This is a genomic window from Paenibacillus sp. 2TAF8 (assembly GCF_052114825.1).
In the GTDB taxonomy this organism is placed as follows: domain Bacteria; phylum Bacillota; class Bacilli; order Paenibacillales; family Paenibacillaceae; genus Paenibacillus.
In genome coordinates this window covers 166168-183312 of sequence record NZ_JBFRFN010000001.1, presented here as the reverse complement: position 1 = coordinate 183312, position 17145 = coordinate 166168, and the positions used below count along the sequence as shown (strand labels likewise).

Annotated in this window: 12 protein-coding genes and 1 other annotated feature; of the genes, 1 reads left to right on the top strand and 11 read right to left on the bottom strand. The window is 46.8% G+C overall.

Going from position 1 to position 17145, the window contains the following annotated elements; all coding sequences use genetic code 11:
* Positions 1 to 186 precede the first annotated feature (186 nt).
* Positions 187 to 417: a binding site (T-box leader), on the top strand.
* Positions 418 to 619: 202 nt separating this feature from the next.
* Positions 620 to 2215, top strand: a complete 1596-nt coding sequence (gene serA / locus AB4Z30_RS00900; RefSeq protein WP_090917287.1) for a phosphoglycerate dehydrogenase — start codon at positions 620 to 622, stop codon at positions 2213 to 2215.
* Positions 2216 to 2298: 83 nt separating this feature from the next.
* Here serA and AB4Z30_RS00895 read toward each other — a convergent pair whose 3' ends face one another.
* The 11 genes from AB4Z30_RS00895 to AB4Z30_RS00845 form a co-directional block, all read right to left on the bottom strand.
* On the bottom strand, positions 2299 to 6402 hold the full coding sequence (locus AB4Z30_RS00895; protein WP_441922361.1) for a BclA C-terminal domain-containing protein: 4104 nt from the start codon (positions 6400 to 6402) through the stop codon (positions 2299 to 2301).
* A gap of 195 nt (positions 6403 to 6597) precedes the next feature.
* A complete protein-coding gene (locus AB4Z30_RS00890) occupies positions 6598 to 8031 on the bottom strand; it encodes an ATP-binding protein (protein WP_441922359.1) in 1434 nt (477 codons plus the stop codon).
* A 19-nt stretch (positions 8032 to 8050) separates the two neighbouring features.
* Positions 8051 to 8767, bottom strand: coding sequence for a response regulator transcription factor (locus AB4Z30_RS00885; RefSeq protein WP_110894386.1), 717 nt, complete (start codon positions 8765 to 8767; stop codon positions 8051 to 8053).
* Positions 8768 to 8907: 140 nt separating this feature from the next.
* Positions 8908 to 10170 carry a cytochrome c biogenesis protein CcsA gene (ccsA, locus tag AB4Z30_RS00880; protein WP_441922357.1) on the bottom strand — a complete coding sequence of 421 codons (1263 nt, stop codon included), beginning with the start codon at positions 10168 to 10170 and terminating at the stop codon, positions 8908 to 8910.
* Positions 10167 to 11840 carry a cytochrome c biogenesis protein ResB gene (gene resB, locus AB4Z30_RS00875; protein ID WP_441922355.1) on the bottom strand — a complete coding sequence of 558 codons (1674 nt, stop codon included), beginning with the start codon at positions 11838 to 11840 and terminating at the stop codon, positions 10167 to 10169. The genes ccsA and resB overlap by 4 nt, the downstream gene beginning before the upstream one ends.
* Positions 11841 to 11854: 14 nt before the next feature.
* The gene (locus AB4Z30_RS00870) at positions 11855 to 12382 is read right to left on the bottom strand and encodes a redoxin family protein (protein ID WP_441922353.1); all 528 of its coding nucleotides are present in this window, start codon (positions 12380 to 12382) and stop codon (positions 11855 to 11857) included.
* Positions 12383 to 12747: 365 nt separating this feature from the next.
* The gene (locus tag AB4Z30_RS00865) at positions 12748 to 13497 is read right to left on the bottom strand and encodes a pseudouridine synthase (protein ID WP_441922351.1); all 750 of its coding nucleotides are present in this window, start codon (positions 13495 to 13497) and stop codon (positions 12748 to 12750) included.
* Between the two features lie 232 nt (positions 13498 to 13729).
* Positions 13730 to 14548: a S1 family peptidase gene (locus tag AB4Z30_RS00860; RefSeq protein ID WP_441922349.1), complete on the bottom strand. Its 819-nt coding sequence runs from the start codon at positions 14546 to 14548 to the stop codon at positions 13730 to 13732.
* 63 nt (positions 14549 to 14611) lie between these two features.
* Positions 14612 to 15145, bottom strand: a complete 534-nt coding sequence (locus AB4Z30_RS00855) for a spore maturation protein (RefSeq protein WP_441922347.1) — start codon at positions 15143 to 15145, stop codon at positions 14612 to 14614.
* A 6-nt stretch (positions 15146 to 15151) separates the two neighbouring features.
* On the bottom strand, positions 15152 to 15778 hold the full coding sequence (locus AB4Z30_RS00850) for a nucleoside recognition domain-containing protein (RefSeq protein WP_441922345.1): 627 nt from the start codon (positions 15776 to 15778) through the stop codon (positions 15152 to 15154).
* A gap of 50 nt (positions 15779 to 15828) precedes the next feature.
* Entirely contained in the window at positions 15829 to 17016 is a 1188-nt protein-coding gene (locus AB4Z30_RS00845) for a D-alanyl-D-alanine carboxypeptidase family protein (protein WP_441922343.1), read from the bottom strand.
* Positions 17017 to 17145 lie beyond the last annotated feature (129 nt).

Sequence of the window (17145 nt, the reverse complement as noted above, 5' to 3'; positions counted from 1 at the left end):
GCAGTGAAATTTCTTTCACGAAACAGTATGTTTAAGCACTTAAATCCCGATATAATTTGTTCTAAGAAGATTGAAGGCACTCTCTGAAGTTCCAAAAATCATAGCCTTTAACGTGAAGAATTAAAACATTGAAGCCTATTGACATGCTCATGTAAGCCATGATACATTATGAAAAAATTAGTTACGTCAAACACGATGATGGAAAAAAGATGTTGCTTTGTCTTTCAGAGAGCCGATGGTTGGTGAAAATCGGTGGCGGGCAGATGATCTTGAGCGCTCCTGAGTTATTGCATTGAAATTGGAGTAGGTGCAATCGGTTTAGACCCGTTATCCTCTTCGGTCTTCATTGACCGCTAAGACTGTCGTTGCGAAACGGCGGTGAATTAGGGTGGTACCACGACAACTCTCGTCCCTTATTGCGCAAGCAGTATGTGGATTGAGAGTTTTTTTGATTGTTTTGATAAAAGAATCCTGTGGAATCACCCTGTTAGTTTACCCTTCCCCTCTGCTACGACACCGCGTTGTTGGAGGGAAGAATCACTTTGGTTTTAAGGAACGTCTCCTGCCGGAGAACAAACCTTGACGATTATAGATATACAAACCTAAGGAGGAAGAAACCATGTACAAAGTGTTAGTGTCGGATCCAATCAGTGATCTGGGAATTCAGCAGCTGGTGGATGCAAGTGATGTCGTTGTCGAGAAGAAAACCGGACTTAGTGAAGATGAGCTTGTTGCCATTATCGGAGATTATGATGCTCTACTTGTTCGTAGCCAGACCCGTGTTACTGAACGTATTATGACGGCTGGCACCAATCTTAAAGTGATTGGACGTGCAGGAGTTGGAGTAGATAATATTGAGCTGGAACCTGCTACACAACGCGGTATCATTGTCATTAATGCACCCGACGGTAATACCATTACGACTTGTGAGCACACTTTTGCCATGATGATGGCACTGGCACGACACATTCCGCAGGCATATGCCAAAACGATTCAGGGTACATGGGATCGTAAAACGTTCCTCGGTGTGGAATTAAGAAATAAGACACTTGGTGTACTTGGTATGGGAAGAATCGGCAGCGAAGTAGCCAAACGTGCCAAAGCTTTCGGAATGGACATTCTCGCTTATGACCCGTTCCTTACAGAGGAGCGTGCCGAGAAACTGCAAGTCAAGCTGGCAAGTGTTGATGATATTATCCGTAATGCGGACTTTATGACTGTACACACTCCACTCACACCGGAAACACGTCATATGATTTCCCGTCCGCAATTTGAAGTTATGAAAAAAGGCATGCGTATTATTAACTGTGCACGCGGCGGTGTAGTTGATGAAATGGCGCTTGTTGAAGCGATTGATGAAGGAATTGTTGCTGGAGCAGCATTCGACGTATTTGAAAGTGAACCACCTGCAGCAGATCACCCATTCCTGAATCATCCAAGCATTATCGTTACACCTCACTTGGGTGCATCAACTGTAGAGGCTCAGGAGAACGTTGCAATTGACGTATCTGAACAAGTTCTTCACATTCTTCGCAATGAACCATTTAAAAATGCAGTTAATATGCCAGCTGTCGCACCAACCGTTATGAACAAACTGCAACCATACTTTAAATTGGGTGAAACGCTAGGAAGTTTTGCAGCACAAATCACTCAAAATGCAGTCCAAGAGATTCGCATTGACTATGCTGGTGACCTGTCAGAAGTGGATACATCACCACTCACTCGTTACATTGTGAAAGGTATTCTGGCAAGACATCTGGGCGGAGAAGCCAATATTGTCAACTCCATGCACTTGGCCAAAATTCGTGACCTGAATGTTGTTGTGAGCCAAACCTCTGCTACAAAAGGATTTACAAACCTTATTACCGTAACACTCGTAACAACACAAGATGCTGAAGAACGCCGCGTGGCTGGTACGCTTCTTGCAGGATACGGAGAACGGATTGTTCGTCTTGATAAATTCCCTGTAGATATCGCACCGGAAAGCCATCAAATTTTGATCTCGCACAACGATAAACCGGGTATCATTGGACGTGTAGGTACTTTGCTTGGTCAAAATGATGTGAATATCGCATCCATGCAAGTTGGACGTAAAATCATTGGTGGCGCTGCGATCATGATCCTGACCGTTGATAAAGAAGTGCCAAAAGACGTACTGGTTCAGCTTACGTCTCTGCCTGAACTGAATACAGCTGTTGAGATTGTACTCGGTTAATACAAAGGACTCATTAAATGTTACAAAAAAAGACGGGAACATAATGCTCCCGTCTTTTTTGCGTCCTGTGAGATTAAGAATAGTTAACTTAATTGAATAATCGTTAATGTTGCACCTGGTGGTGCAAGTAAAGCCGTGGCCACAAGGCCGAAAAGCTGAAGTTGGATTGTCGAACCAGCAGTAACCGAGACGATAAATTCTGTTTGCAGTTGACTTAAGGATAGAGCTGGAGAGACAACACTTGCTGGAATCGCAGCGCCATTAAGCAATACCCGGGATTGTATTAGAGCTGCAGCTGTTAAACTGATTTTGTAAGAAATAAAGTATCTTCCAGTGTTAGCTAAAGTAAACGTATCGCTAGAGCCATTGACTGTAATACCTGTTCCGATGTTTTGATTGTTTGTCAGTGGGATCAATGTACCACCCAAAAGAACAAGAATCGTACCACTCGTATTTTCAGCAAAAGCTGAAGTTGCCGTAACGGACGTACCTGTAGCTCCGGTAGTTCCGGTATCCCCCGTTGCACCCGTGACACTTATGCCTGTAGCTCCCGTTGCTCCAGTTGTACCCGTCGCCCCGGTGGCTCCTGTGGCTCCTGTTACTCCAGCTGTACCCGTTGCGCCGGTCACCCCGGTTTCACCCGTCACTCCTGTGGCTCCTGTTGCACCCGTGATGCTTGCACCGGTTGCTCCGGTTACTCCAGCTGTGCCTGTTGCGCCGGTCACCCCAGTTTCACCCGTTGCTCCTGTCGCCCCGGTGGATCCTGTTRCACCCGTWATGCTTGCGCCGGTTGCTCCGGTTACTCCAGCTGTGCCCGTTGCGCCGGTCAACCCGGTTTCACCCGTCACTCCCGTCGCCCCGGTGGATCCTGTTGCACCCGTTATGCTTGCGCCGGTTGCTCCGGTTACTCCAGCTGTGCCTGTTACGCCGGTCACCCCGGTTTCACCAGTCGCACCCGTTATTCCTGTTTCCCCAGTTACACCTGTCGCACCTGCAATTGCTAATAACGTATAGTCTAGTGAGATGCCCGGCGTACCTGTTGGGGAAGCCACATTCGTGATATACGTACTGCCATTAAACGTCACCACTTGACCGGCTGGATACGTCGGTGCTACTGCTGGATCAAATGGCACGATACCACTTAACCCTGAGCCCGTGGCCCCTGTCGCTCCTGTAATGCTTGCACCGGTTGCTCCGGTTGCTCCTGTCTCTCCGGCTGTACCCGTTGCACCAGTTACCCCGGTTTCACCCGTTACTCCCGTGGCTCCGGTCTCTCCAGCGATACCGGTCGCGCCCGTTATTCCCGTTTCCCCAGTTACACCCGTAGCCCCTGCTCCAGCAAGCAATGTATAATCCGGCGAGGTGCCCGGCGTGCCCGTTGGCGAGGCTACATTCGTGATATACGTACTGCCATTGAACGTCACCACTTGACCGGCTGGATACGTTGGGGCTACTGCTGGGTCAAATGCCACGATACCGCTTAAACCTACTCCTGTGGCCCCCGTCGCTCCCGTAATGCTTGCACCGGTTGCTCCTGTCTCTCCGGCTGTGCCCGTTGCGCCAGTCACCCCGGTTTCACCCGTTGCTCCCGTCAATCCTGTGGATCCTGTTGCACCCGTAATGCTTGCGCCGGTTGCTCCTGCGGCTCCTGTGACTCCTGTTGCACCCGTGATGCTTGCACCGGTTGCTCCGGTCACTCCAGCTGTGCCTGTTACGCCGGTCACCCCGGTTTCACCAGTCGCACCCGTTATTCCGGTTTCCCCAGTTACACCTGTCGCACCTGCTCCAGCTAATAACGTATAATCCGGCGAGGTGCCCGGCGTGCCCGTTGGCGAGGCTACATTCGTGATATACGTACTGCCATTGAACGTCACCACTTGACCGGCTGGATACGTCGGCGCTACTGCTGGATCAAATGCCATGATGCCGCTTAATCCTACTCCTGTGGCCCCCGTCGCTCCTGTAATGCTTGCACCGGTTGCTCCGGCTGTCCCCGTTGCGCCAGTCACCCCGGTTTCACCCGTTACTCCCGTGGCTCCGGTCTCTCCAGCGATACCGGTCGCGCCCGTTATTCCCGTTTCCCCAGTTACACCTGTAGCCCCTGCTCCAGCTAATAACGTATAATCCGGCGAGGTGCCCGGCGTGCCCGTTGGCGAGGCTACATTCGTGATATACGTACTGCCATTGAACGTCACCACTTGACCGGCTGGATACGTCGGCGCTACAGCTAGGTCAAATGCCACGATACCGCTTAACCCTGAGCCCGTGGCCCCTGTCGCTCCTGTAATGCTTGCACCGGTTGCTCCGGCTGTCCCCGTGGCGCCAGTCACCCCGGTTTCACCCGTTACTCCCGTGGCTCCGGTCTCTCCAGCGATACCGGTCGCACCCGTTATTCCCGTTTCCCCAGTTACACCTGTAGCCCCTGCTCCAGCTAATAACGTATAATCCGGCGAGGTGCCCGGCGTGCCCGTTGGCGAGGCTACATTCGTGATATACGTACTGCCATTAAACGTCACCACTTGACCGGCTGGATACGTCGGCGCTACAGCTGGATCAAATGCAACGATGCCGCTTAAGCCTACACCCGTCGCTCCCGTTGTACCAGTAAACCCTGTCGCTCCTGTAGCTCCTGATGGCCCTGCTCCAGCAAGTAATGTGTAATCTGGTGAACTTCCTGGTGTACCCGTTGGTGAAGCCACGTTGGTGATATACGTACTGCCATTGAACGTGACCACTTGGCCTGCTGAATACGTTGGCGCAACAGCCGGATCAAATGGTACAACTCCCTCCAAACCCATTCCTGTTGCTCCGATTGCTCCAGTTGAACCTGCCCCGGCAAGTAACGAATATTCTGGTGAACTTCCTGGTATACCCGTTGGTGCGGCGACATTCGTAATATATGTGCTACCATTAGACGTTACAATCTGACCTGCTGGATATGTGGGCGCTTGAGCAGGATCGAATGTAACAATCCCTGTGAGCCCCACACCTGTAGCACCGGTTGCCCCCGTTGGTCCTGCACCAGCAATTAATGTATAATCAGGTGAACTTCCTGGCGTACCTGTCGGTGAAGCGACATTTGTAATATACGTACTTCCATTGAATGTGACCACTTGGCCTGCTGAATACGTCGGCGCTTGAGCCGGGTCGAAAGTAATAGCACCGTTAAGGCCCACCCCAGTAGCTCCTGTCACCCCTGATGCAGCGATCAATGTATAGTCTGAAGATGTACCTGGTGTACCTGTGGGACCTGCCACACTGGCAATATAAGTACTGCCATTATAAGTAACGACTTGACCGGCAGGATATCCAGGTGCTAGAGCTGGATCAAAGGCAACAATTCCAGAAAGTCCCACACCCGTTGCCCCGGTTGCACCTGTAGAACCGGCGGCAAGCAAAAGCGTGTAATCGGGTGAACTTCCAGGTACACCCACCGGGCCATTTACGTTGGCCACAAAAAGACTTCCATTGTAACTAACAACCTGACCTTGCGCATACGTTGATCCAGCTACAGGGTTAAACGTTGTAATATTGTTTAATCCTACGCCGGGAATCCCTGTCGGTCCTGGTGGACCCTGCGGGCCTATAGGACCGACAGCACCTGCAATTCCAGCTGGTCCTGCAGCACCTGTTGAACCAGTAGCTCCTCTCACCCCAGGAACCCCTGGTACACCCGGAACTCCGGGAACACCAGGAGGACCTGCAGGGCCCGTGCTGCCCCCCGTGCCAAAAGCCGTTGTTGCTCTGCTTAATGAAATAGATATCGAGCGAATTAATCCGACTAACCGATCCTTCACTTCGGGAGGTATCTCTAAAAGCAATGTTACACTTAACAAGTCATCCAACAGATTTTGTAAATTTCCTGCAAGATTAATTAAAGCAACTGGAATGACCTCAGAAGAAGCAATAGTCAGTTCCAATACAGCTTGAAGTTCTGCCTTTACTCCCGCACGGAATTCAGATTCATTCACAAACGTAAGTAATTGTCGTAATCCGTTCTGTAACGCAACTATATTCGCTGCATTAGGCTGGTTGATAGCTGCTGGAATGGTTACAGCTAGAGCACGAAGAATTGATTCATATTGCTCTAGTTCACTAGCCGTTATCGGAATAAAGGGTGAACCCGCTCGAAATGATCTCCCCTCCAAAAAAGCTTTAATATTCACTCTTTTACGTCCATCGGACATACTTGGCTCAATCCTCCTTTGACATCTTGTTTTTCAATCCTATGAAGGAAGAGATCAAAAATTATCTTGGACATTATTTTCCGACCAAAAAATGATACGACTTTTGTTCCACGTTGAACAAGATTAAACGGAATACTTCAACAAAAAAACACCCTCAATCAGAGGGTGTTTCGGCAATATTTGTTTGAAATCTACCTATTTCGAAGATTCTACGGGAAATTGTAAAATAAACTCCGTGCCTTCACCAAGCACACTATTGACATGAATCGTGCCCTGATGAGCATCTACGATATTTTTTACGATTGCCAAGCCAAGACCTGTTCCCACACTTTCTCCCCGAACCCGAGCTTTATCTGCTTTGTAAAAACGCTCAAAAATAAAAGGCAAGTCTGATGTGGGAATACCCACGCCCTGATCTTTTACACTCACCTTCGCAAATGGAGCACGCAGATGAGTGACAAGTTCAGCTGAAATTTTCACACTTTTACCAGCAGGTGTATGTCTGAAGGCATTATCCAGTAAATTCGTGAACACTTGCTCCAGCCTGTCTTCATCTGCCTGTTGAAGTGAGATCATCTGCTGCTTGCATTCAAATTGAAGCTGAATCCCCAGTTCCTTTGAACGTACCATGAATTTTCGATAGATGCGTTCAAGAAGTTCACCTAGCTCAACTTCTTTCATGTTCATATCGGTATGTCCTGCATCCATTCGAGCCAGATCAAGCAAATCCTTCACCAGTCTGCCCATCCGCAGCGACTCGTCATGAATGACCTGAATCAGTTCTTCACTCTCTTCGGGTGATGTTGCCATCCCGTCAAGTAACGCCTCACTGTATCCTTGCATCATTGATAACGGTGTACGAATCTCGTGTGATACATTAGCAACGAAGTCACGACGCATCTTTTCCATTTTCACTTCTTCGGTAACATCTCTCAGCACAGCCACCGCACCACGCACCACACTATCAGCATATAAAGGTGCCATCTGAACAGACCATACTCCTTGTTGCACGTGAACATTGGAGTTCTGGTCCCCCCCCTGCTCCATCACCAGTCTGAATAAGGGAACAAGCGGCTCCGGGACATCACGAGATGGATTTGTAGAAGGGTACCCATCCAGACCTTCATCCTCCTGAGCCCAGTCAAGGGCATACCAGCCCTGCATAATCTTTTCGCCAGGCGGATTTGTCAAGATCACCTTTCCCTCACCATCAAAAGTAATCACGGCATCCGTCATGCTTCGCAGCACACTTGCCAAATGTTCCTTCTCATGATTTAGATTCCGAATGGTGTCTTCCAGTTGAACAGCCATGTGATTAAACGTGTATGCAAGTTCACCGATTTCGTCATTGGTACGAAGAGAAAGTCTCGTTTCATATTTCCCCTTGCGGATGGCGTTAGCTGCTTGAATTAATTGCTGCATAGGCTGTGTAATCTTAGTGAACAGAAACAATGCAAAAAACGTAGTTAAGCTGAATCCGACAATGCAAATATAAGTAAACAGTCTTTTGATATCTCTGGATTCAGACTCAGCAAAGTTGGTATCAATATAGGGCAACAGAAACAAACCCAGCGCAATGAGTACACAACCGACAAGGCAAATAATCGTAATCCATAACTTCCCAACCAATGATCTCCAGAAGGCAAAGTTATTTCGGTACTTCCAGTTTATAACCGACACCCCACACAGTTGTTATCATCGCTGCCGATTCAGGTGATACCTTGTTCAGCTTCTCACGAAGACGCTTCACATGGGTATCAACGGTGCGAAGATCACCGAAAAATTCATAGTTCCATACATCCTTAAGCAGTTCTTCTCTGGAGAAAACTTTGTCAGGAGATGTTGCAAGATAATGCAGCAACTCGTATTCTTTCGGCGTTAAGCTGATTTCTTCGCCACCCGCAGTCACTCGGTGAGCATCATGCTCAATAACGAGATGCGGAAAAACAATATTGTTGCTCGAGTTACTCTCCTTGGAAAGATATGCAGTAGCTGAAGAACGACGCAAGATGGCCTTCACCCGATAAATAACCTCACGCGGGCTAAACGGCTTTACAACATAGTCATCTGCCCCTACTTCAAAACCTTGTACACGATTAATCTCTTCCCCTTTTGCGGTGAGCATTAATACAGGGGTAGATTTCACCTGACGAAGTCGGGTACACACTTCAACACCGTCCATGCCTGGAAGCATGACATCTAGCAAAATGAGACCGTAATCCCCGGCCGTTGCTTTACGAAGTGCTGTTTCGCCATCCTCCGCTTCATCAATTTCATACCCTTCTTTTTCAAGATACATTTTAAGCAGTCTACGGATTCTTTCTTCATCATCCACGACCAAAATACGATTCTCATGTTCTGACATGCCCACTCAAGCCCCTTTACAATACTCCTCATTACTTCTATTATGTTCGATCTTGCGAACAATATTTGAATACCCAGTTCTGGTGAACGGGTACATCATGGATTTATCGTTGTTTTGCCCACGATTTTGAACGCACTTTACTAGTCTGCTCCCGCATAGGAATGTAATCCCGCGATAATCAGATTTACGCCAACCAGTGTAAACATAACGACCAGGAACCCAAGCACGGCGAGCCATGCAGACTTCTGACCCTGCCACCCTTTGGATAAACGCAAATGCAAATACACACTATAATACAGCCATGTAATCAATGCCCATACTTCTTTGGGATCCCAGCCCCAGAAACGACTCCAGGCAATCTGTGCCCAAATCATGGCAAAAATTAAAGCTCCCAGCGTAAAAATCGGGAATCCGATCGCGATAGCTCGATAACTGATCTCATCGAGGTCATCCGCGTCTATTCCATTCATCATCGGCTGTAACGCTTGTCCAAGCGGCCTGCGAACAATTAAACGAATGAGTCCATAAAGGATCAGACCTGTAAAGATAGACCAAACAACTGTATTCAATTTACGTCCTGCATTTACACCTTTCATCCAGGATGGCGTTTCAAGTAAAGGCTCTTTCATTCCGAGAAACGGTTTAATGCTCTCTACTTCACTATTATATGGAGCAAAAATAGGAGGCATGCGATAAATCACTTTCTCTATTGTACTATTTTCCTCTCCCTTTGTGTCAATGCTGACTGTTTTCTGCGTAAACACGGCTTCATAGCCAGCTGCACGGAAAGCAAATACCGTTCCAATAAATCCGATGACCACCACTATTGTAATGAGAGTAAATTCAACCCACCCGCGTTGGCGACGAGAAGACTTGTCTTTTCCACTAAAAYCAACCGTTCGAAGCAGGTACATGAATCCAGCAGCAAAACCTACAGCGAAAAACGCTTCACCTAAGGCCGCCAGCGTAACGTGAATTTTTAACCAGATTGATTGCAATGCTGGAATCAGAGGTTGAACTTCCTGAGGAAATACGGCAGCATATGCCATAATGATAATGGTAAGTGGAAGTGCAAACAAGCCCAGCAGAGATTTCCGATATATCGCATATACTACGATAAATGCAACCATGATCATCATGGATAAAAAGGACATAAATTCGTACATATTACTTACCGGAATGTGGCCTGCACCAATCCAGCGTGTGACGAAGAAAACAAAATGTGCAGTCAACGCAACCGTAGATGCTATAAAAGCACGTTTACCCCAACGATTCATATGATCCAGGGGATCACGGTTACTCCATTTCTTGCCCATAACGGCAACGGCATATAATAAAAATGCAGCACAATACAGAAAAAAAGATACGATAAATGCATCGCTGCTGAAATCAAGTATACTCATGCTTGGTTCCCTCCGTTATCCAACGACTTCTCATCCACTTCCAGGTTCATCTGTTTCAAAATACCGGAAACTTCTCGCCTGAATCCGAACCAGTTTTTGTTCGTGTGCCCGCCGAGCGTAATCCGCTCATTGTCGAATCGAATCCAAATGCGGCGATGATGCCAATAAAAGCCCATGACAAGACCCAGCATGACAATACCAGCCCCTACCCATACAAACGGCATCGCTTTGTCCACGCGTATATTCAGGTAACTTACCGACTGTATAAGGTCAACCTTGTCCATACTGTCAACCTCCAGTTGCAAAGGAAGCTCCCCTCCTACAAGCTGACGATTGATTGCATCTTGCTGAAAGCGTTGCTTGTCAATTTGTTTGGCAAAATACAAGTATTGAATTCCCTTCTCGGGAAGATCTGGCCCTTTAATATGGAAGAGAAATGCAGGTGCATTGGGTGAAGGTGATTTTGATTTGGGTTCGCCTTTATCATCCAGCGCAAAGTCCATAAACTTCTCCTTGACAGTCAATGTATAAGGACCTGCCTCAAAGGAGCGCTGCGTATCCATCATATCAATCTTTAAAGCGCCGTAAACTTCCCCAGTCTTCGTATTGACCAGATCCGGTGTGACCGAGCGTATAGTCGGCGTAAGATCATAGTCAAACTGGTATGCCTTCAGACCTTGGTAATTCAGAGGATGATTCACTCGAACATCATGTCTTGCAACCTCTTCAAGCTGAGGTTTTTTGGATAGATCCGAGCAATCTGCTGTGCATTCATATAAAACGACCTTGGTTTCAAACAACTTGGGAACCGTTTTATTCAAATTTTTGAACTGCTCCGGCACCTCATCTTCACTGTAAAACTCTACACTAAACTTTTCATTTTTCAGATACATGGACGTGTTCGGGATTTTTTTGATTTCCCCTTCGGGAAAAGCCACATGCTCGTCCAGATTTAAACCTGGAAGTCCACGTGCGAGTACAGCGAGCAGAAAAATTATAAGTCCAATATGAATGACATAAGGACCCCAGCGGCTGAAACGCTGCTTCTCAGCAAGCAATGCATCCCCTTGCGTATGAACACGATATCCTTTTTTACGCAGCGGAGTAACCGCTTTCTTAATCCACTCTTCTGGCGCCTCTTCGACGGAACCTTGATACACGAGACGTTGTCTCGTCAGGAATTGTAAATGTTTCCGAATACGCTGCTTGTTCAGCGCTTTGTAAAGCGGAAGCACCCGATCCAGACTACAGATGACAAGCGAAGCTCCAATCATCACCAATAGCGTAATAAACCACCAAGATTCATATGTATGAGATAGACCCAGAAGATAATAAATATGGCCTAACTGACCATAGGTTTCTTTGTAATAAACGGAAGGATCCATATTCAGGAACGTACTCTCTTGCGGGTAGATCGTGCCCAGCATAGAGCCAACAAGTGTAAGAACGATCATGTAAACAGCAATTTTGACAGATGAAAAAAAGTTCCATATTCGATCAATAATATTCGGATTACTGCGCTGTGAACGCCGTGCCATGCCATCATAACGCATCTCCAGCACTTCATTCGATTGAGCCGTTCCCTCCAGAAGTGGCTTACCACATGCTTCACATAATACGGTTCCTACCGGATTCTGATGACCACACTCACATTTTGTATTTTGGAACACAAGTAGACCTCCTGTCAGGGCTGCTTCGCCAGCTGTGAGATTTGAGCGTCAAGTGTGTCCAAATCCAATTGCCCGATATGAATAGTGGAGATTTTACCCGAATCAGATACAAAAAATGTTGTTGGCATCGGCGAAATTCCGTAGTCCCGAACTGAATTTTTGTCCCGGTCTAACATTATCGGAAATGTAACACCCACTTGCTTCACAAAATTTTCAACCGTCATCTGGTCTTCTCCAACGTTGATTCCGACAAATTGGACACCCCTATCCTTCCATTTGTCAGCCTGCGCTTGAAGTGCAGGCATCTCTTTCACACAAGGTTCACACCATGTGCCCCAGAAATTGATAACCATCGCTTTCCCTCGATACTCATCAGACGTATGAACTTGACCATCCAGGCCCAGCAGTTCAAAAGAAGGGGCTTGATCCCCTTCCTTTGGTTTGCCATTCGAGCCGGATACCGATGTTGTAATCGCGTACCCGCCCAACACCAGGATCAAGCACAAAATAACGATTTGCACCGTTCTTCTTGATTTCCCCATGTGCTGCTCCCCTTTAAAGTGACGATTTCATTAGCTATATTAGTTGAACTAAAGATTTTACACAGCCCACTCCAATGACAGAATAACCTTGAGGGTAGCTGTTATCCCCAGATTTTTTTTGAATTCCCTTTTCTAAAAGGGAAAATCCGGTGATAAAGGCGAGGCGTATGCTTCCGATGTAGCTTTCTTTCAGAAAGCTTTTAGCTTCGCTTTTCCAGGTTTTTTCTGTCCTCTCCGTTAACGTGTAAAAGAAGTGTTCCACTTATATAGACTCTTGTTCTAGAAACTGTGAACATCCTATGAACAATTATAGCGAATTTCGTCACAAATCTGCGGCGGTTTTATGAAAATTATGTGTCCTCACATTACCTTTTTTTCATTTTTTTGGCGGGTTCGGATTTTGCGAGGGTAATCAGATTGTTGACTTCCTCTTTGGTCAGGTTACGTGTAAGTCCACGTTTCAGATTTTGCAGCAGGATGCCCCCAAACGATATCCGTTTAAGACGAGTTACTGGATGGTTAATCGCTTCAAACATACGTCTCACCTGGCGGTTTCGTCCCTCATAGATCGTAATGGAGATCACGGATTCATTGGTAGCGGTGTCCACATCCTTGTATTCCACTTCTGCTGGAGCGGTCATACCATCCTCAAGCATAATCCCCGTTTTGAGCTTCTCCAGAGCTGTACCATGTGGTACACCTTTAACCGTAGCCAGATACGTTTTAGGCACATGATGCTTTGGATGGGTCAGCAGATGCGCAAATTCGCCATCATTGGTCAAAATAAGCAGACCTTCTGTGTCATAATCAAGACGCCCTACCGGATAGACACGTTCCTTAACACCTTTCAGATAATCGGATACAATTTTCCGACCTTCCGGGTCTGATGCGCTTGTAATAACCCCTTTAGGTTTATTCAGCATCAAATACACTTTTTTCTCACTGCGGATCGGCTTGCCATTTACCGTAATCATATCCTCTTCGGGGTTCGCTTTCGTACCCAGTTCGGTTACGACCTCCCCGTTAACTTCCACTTTACCGGACAGGATCAGTTCCTCGCTCTTGCGGCGGGATGCAATGCCTGCCTGTGCGATAATTTTTTGTAATCTTTCCATGTTTGTCATGTCACCTCACACTAATGATACCCATCCAACCGGGAAATCACAAGGATTATCCGATGTTTTTGTGAACATACAAGCATTATCGTTAATTTATGTGTTGAATAATAGATGTTTTTATCGTTTGGATACAAAAAAAGCTTACCCTCGCCACGTCCGATTCCTTCAGACCACGCTTAGGTAAACTCTCTTTATTATTAACAACTTTCGTATCTCATTGTAATTAGAGTTAGTTTGAAACTTTGCCTGCAACCACAATTGGTTTTTTCTCCGGTGCCGCAGCTTCTTCTACAAACGTCTGCAATGTCTTTGAAGTAATGAAATACGTTCGTCCGCCATATACAAATGTCATCATGCCGATGACCCGGTTGTTCTGATCGAGTACTGGTCCACCTGAATTGCCTTGAGCCATCGCTTTAACGATGTTCCCTATGCCTGCTTTACCCGGAACATCCGCAGCCAGAGAACTGAACACCCGACTCTTCGTTATCGTGTTATATGTCGAAGGGAAATCATCATCCAAAATCACAAGATCTCCAGACGGATTTTTAGGAAATCCGATGGTGTAAACGACCTGATTGTCACGGGCATCAGCGAACTTTACCGGTTCAGCGTTGATCGGTTTGTCCAGCTTCAACAAAGCCATATCCGTTACCGGATCGGTTTTGACAATCTTAGCTTTAACTCCCTGATTGAGTGCACCCGGGCTCGCGACCGTTAGTGTTCCTTTATCCCCACCAGACAGCTCAGCAAATCCCTGTACAACATGGTAGTTGGTTAGCACTTCATCTTTGGATATAAGAATCGAAGTACCTACATCGTAATAAACCATATCCGGCTCGTCTGTTTTAACCAAACGTACATTCACTACCGGAAAAGAATCGGCCGTAACTGCCATTTGAGCACGCAATGATTTATCAAAGTAGCCGTTAAAATGTATCGTCTGTTCAGCCTGAGCACCTGCTAACCCTGTTGAACCTACAAGCACCGTCATGGCGAGCATACTTGTCAAACCGTAACGGAGTATTCGTTTCCAACTCTTATGCATGTCTCACTCTCCTCCGTTATTATTCTAGCATAACTAGTATATCGGAAGAAAAGGAACAATAGTTTAACCAAAAACGATCAAACAAATGGCAAGTGCAGCTATAAATCCAACAATGTCAGAAAACAACCCAACTTTGAGTGCATACCGCCCGTTCCGTATACCAACTGCGCCGAAATATACAGTTAGCACATATAATGTCGTGTCCGTACTACCTTGAATGGTAGATGCCATCCGGCCAATCATAGAGTCAGGGCCGTACGTTTTAATCAGATCCGTTGTAAAAGCTAGCGAGCCTGTTCCGGTTAAAGGACGTAATATGCCTAATGGAAGCACTTCTCCAGGCACACCCATCCAAGACACAAGTGGAGTGAAAAATTGAATAACAAAATCCAGTGCACCCGAGGCACGAAAAACGCTAATGGCAACCATCATTCCCACCAGATGTGGAATGATGCTGATTGCAGTCGAGAAGCCATCCTTCGCCCCATCAACAAAGGATTCGTAGACCGGAACCTTTTTGGTAAACGCATATAATGGAACAAACGCGATAATAACCGGAATGGCCCAGACCGAAATCCAGTTAATGAAGGTTAACAAGGCTGCTCATCCTTTCATATCAGGATTACCGCTTTGGGATATACCCGGCGATCTGCGGAGGGTTCTGTTTCGATACCAGCGATCTGCCATAATGGCAGCAAGCGTAGCAATAATTGTAGCCATCAACGTTGTGCCTACAATCTCAGTAGCATTCGCGGAATGATAGTTCAACCTGATCGCAATCAGCGTTGTTGGAATAATCGTAATACTGGCCGTGTTCAGCGCCAACAGTGTACACATGGCTGGAGATGCGGTTTGCTTATCTGGATTTAGCTCCTGCAACTGCTGCATAGCCTTGATCCCCATTGGGGTAGCCGCATTTCCAAGGCCAAGCAAATTAGCGCTCATGTTGGAAAGTATGTAACCCATGGCAGGGTGGTTTTTCGGTACATCGGGAAACAGAAATCCTACAACGGGTCCAAGCAGCTTTGCTATTCGCCCAAGGAGACCAGCATCTTCTGCCATTTTCATCATCCCCATCCAGAATACGAGCACACTGATCAGACCGAAACATACCGTCACACCGGTTGCAGCACCATCAAATGCTGCCTGAGTAACCACTTCAATTTTCCCGTTTACTGCTGCAAAAGCAAATCCGATCAAGATCATCATCAACCAGATCAGATTAATCACTGTAATCACCCCTCCTCTTAACAGCCACCACAGCTATGCTTCTATTCTTATCAAGGCGATAACAGTCGGCCTAATACTGCTTTCCAAGCTGAAAGCCAGGTCGTGATTTCCCCAATGCCACCGAGTGTAACATCTTCGACTTTCGGCTCTGGCGGAATATAGCTGCCTTTGTAATACACAGGTATGGAGCCGATCGATTCTCCTTTTAGCTGCATATCAATTCGTCCTGCAAGTCCAAACGAAGGGTCGGTTGATTGTTCTTTCTCTCCTACATTGGTCTGTGCACGTTTATCGAACAAAATCAATTTTTTGTTTATATTTTCTTCTTCACCTTTGGCGAGCGGGTATTTAAACCCACGCCCGGTTACGAGTTCCATGTTCTGCACAGGCTGTTCCTGCTTTGCGATCTCCACTAGCGGAAAATGTTCAAAGCCAAAATCCAGCATTTTCGCATGGTCGTTCCAATCATCACCATCGTTAAGTGTCACCGCTGCCAGTTGTTGTCCGTTCCGTGTTGCCGAACTGACCAGACAACGGAATGCTTTTTTGGTGTATCCGGTTTTCACACCATCTGCACCTTCGTACAATCGAAGCATTTTGTTTTTGTTGTGCCAGGAGTATTCCCAGCTTTCATTCGGATTGGGAGCGGATTTGTTCTCTGTTGCCACGATGCGTTTAAACACCGGGTTATGAAGCGCATAAGCTGTTAACTTCGCCAAATCATTCGCTGTGGAGTAATGGCCCTCGGCGTCCAGACCATGCGGGTTCAAAAAATGGGAACGTGTCAATCCGATTTGCTCAGCCTTTTTGTTCATAAGCAAAACAAAACCTTCCTCTGAGCCGCCTACATGTTCGGCGATCGCCGAAGCTGCATCATTGCCTGAGCGCAACATGAGACCATATAACATATTTTCAAGTGTCATTTCCTCGCCCAGCTTAAGGTACAGCGAGGATCCTTCCTTGGCAAAAGCAGAAGGGTTCACCTTGACTTTTGCATCTAACTTCCCTTCTTCAATCGCAACGATAGCAGTCATAATCTTAGTCAAACTCGCGATGCGCAGCTCCTTGTCCCCATCTTTGCTATACAGAATTCGACCTGATGTTACATCAATGAGCGCTGCACTTTGAGCATGGTTAGAGGGCCCAGTAATCGTCGCTTGAACAGACGGTGCACTCATGGTTGAGAACAGCAATACAGGCATGAGCATACCTACAATAGCCTTCATTAATTTTCGCATCCACATTCCTCCGGGTCACTTGGAATCTTGTACTATCCTATGTTCGGACAACCTGGAGTATGTCCCGTACAGGTGAAAACAGCAAAAATCCCTCTTGCACCATAGTGCTTGAGGGATCAGGGAGGTAAC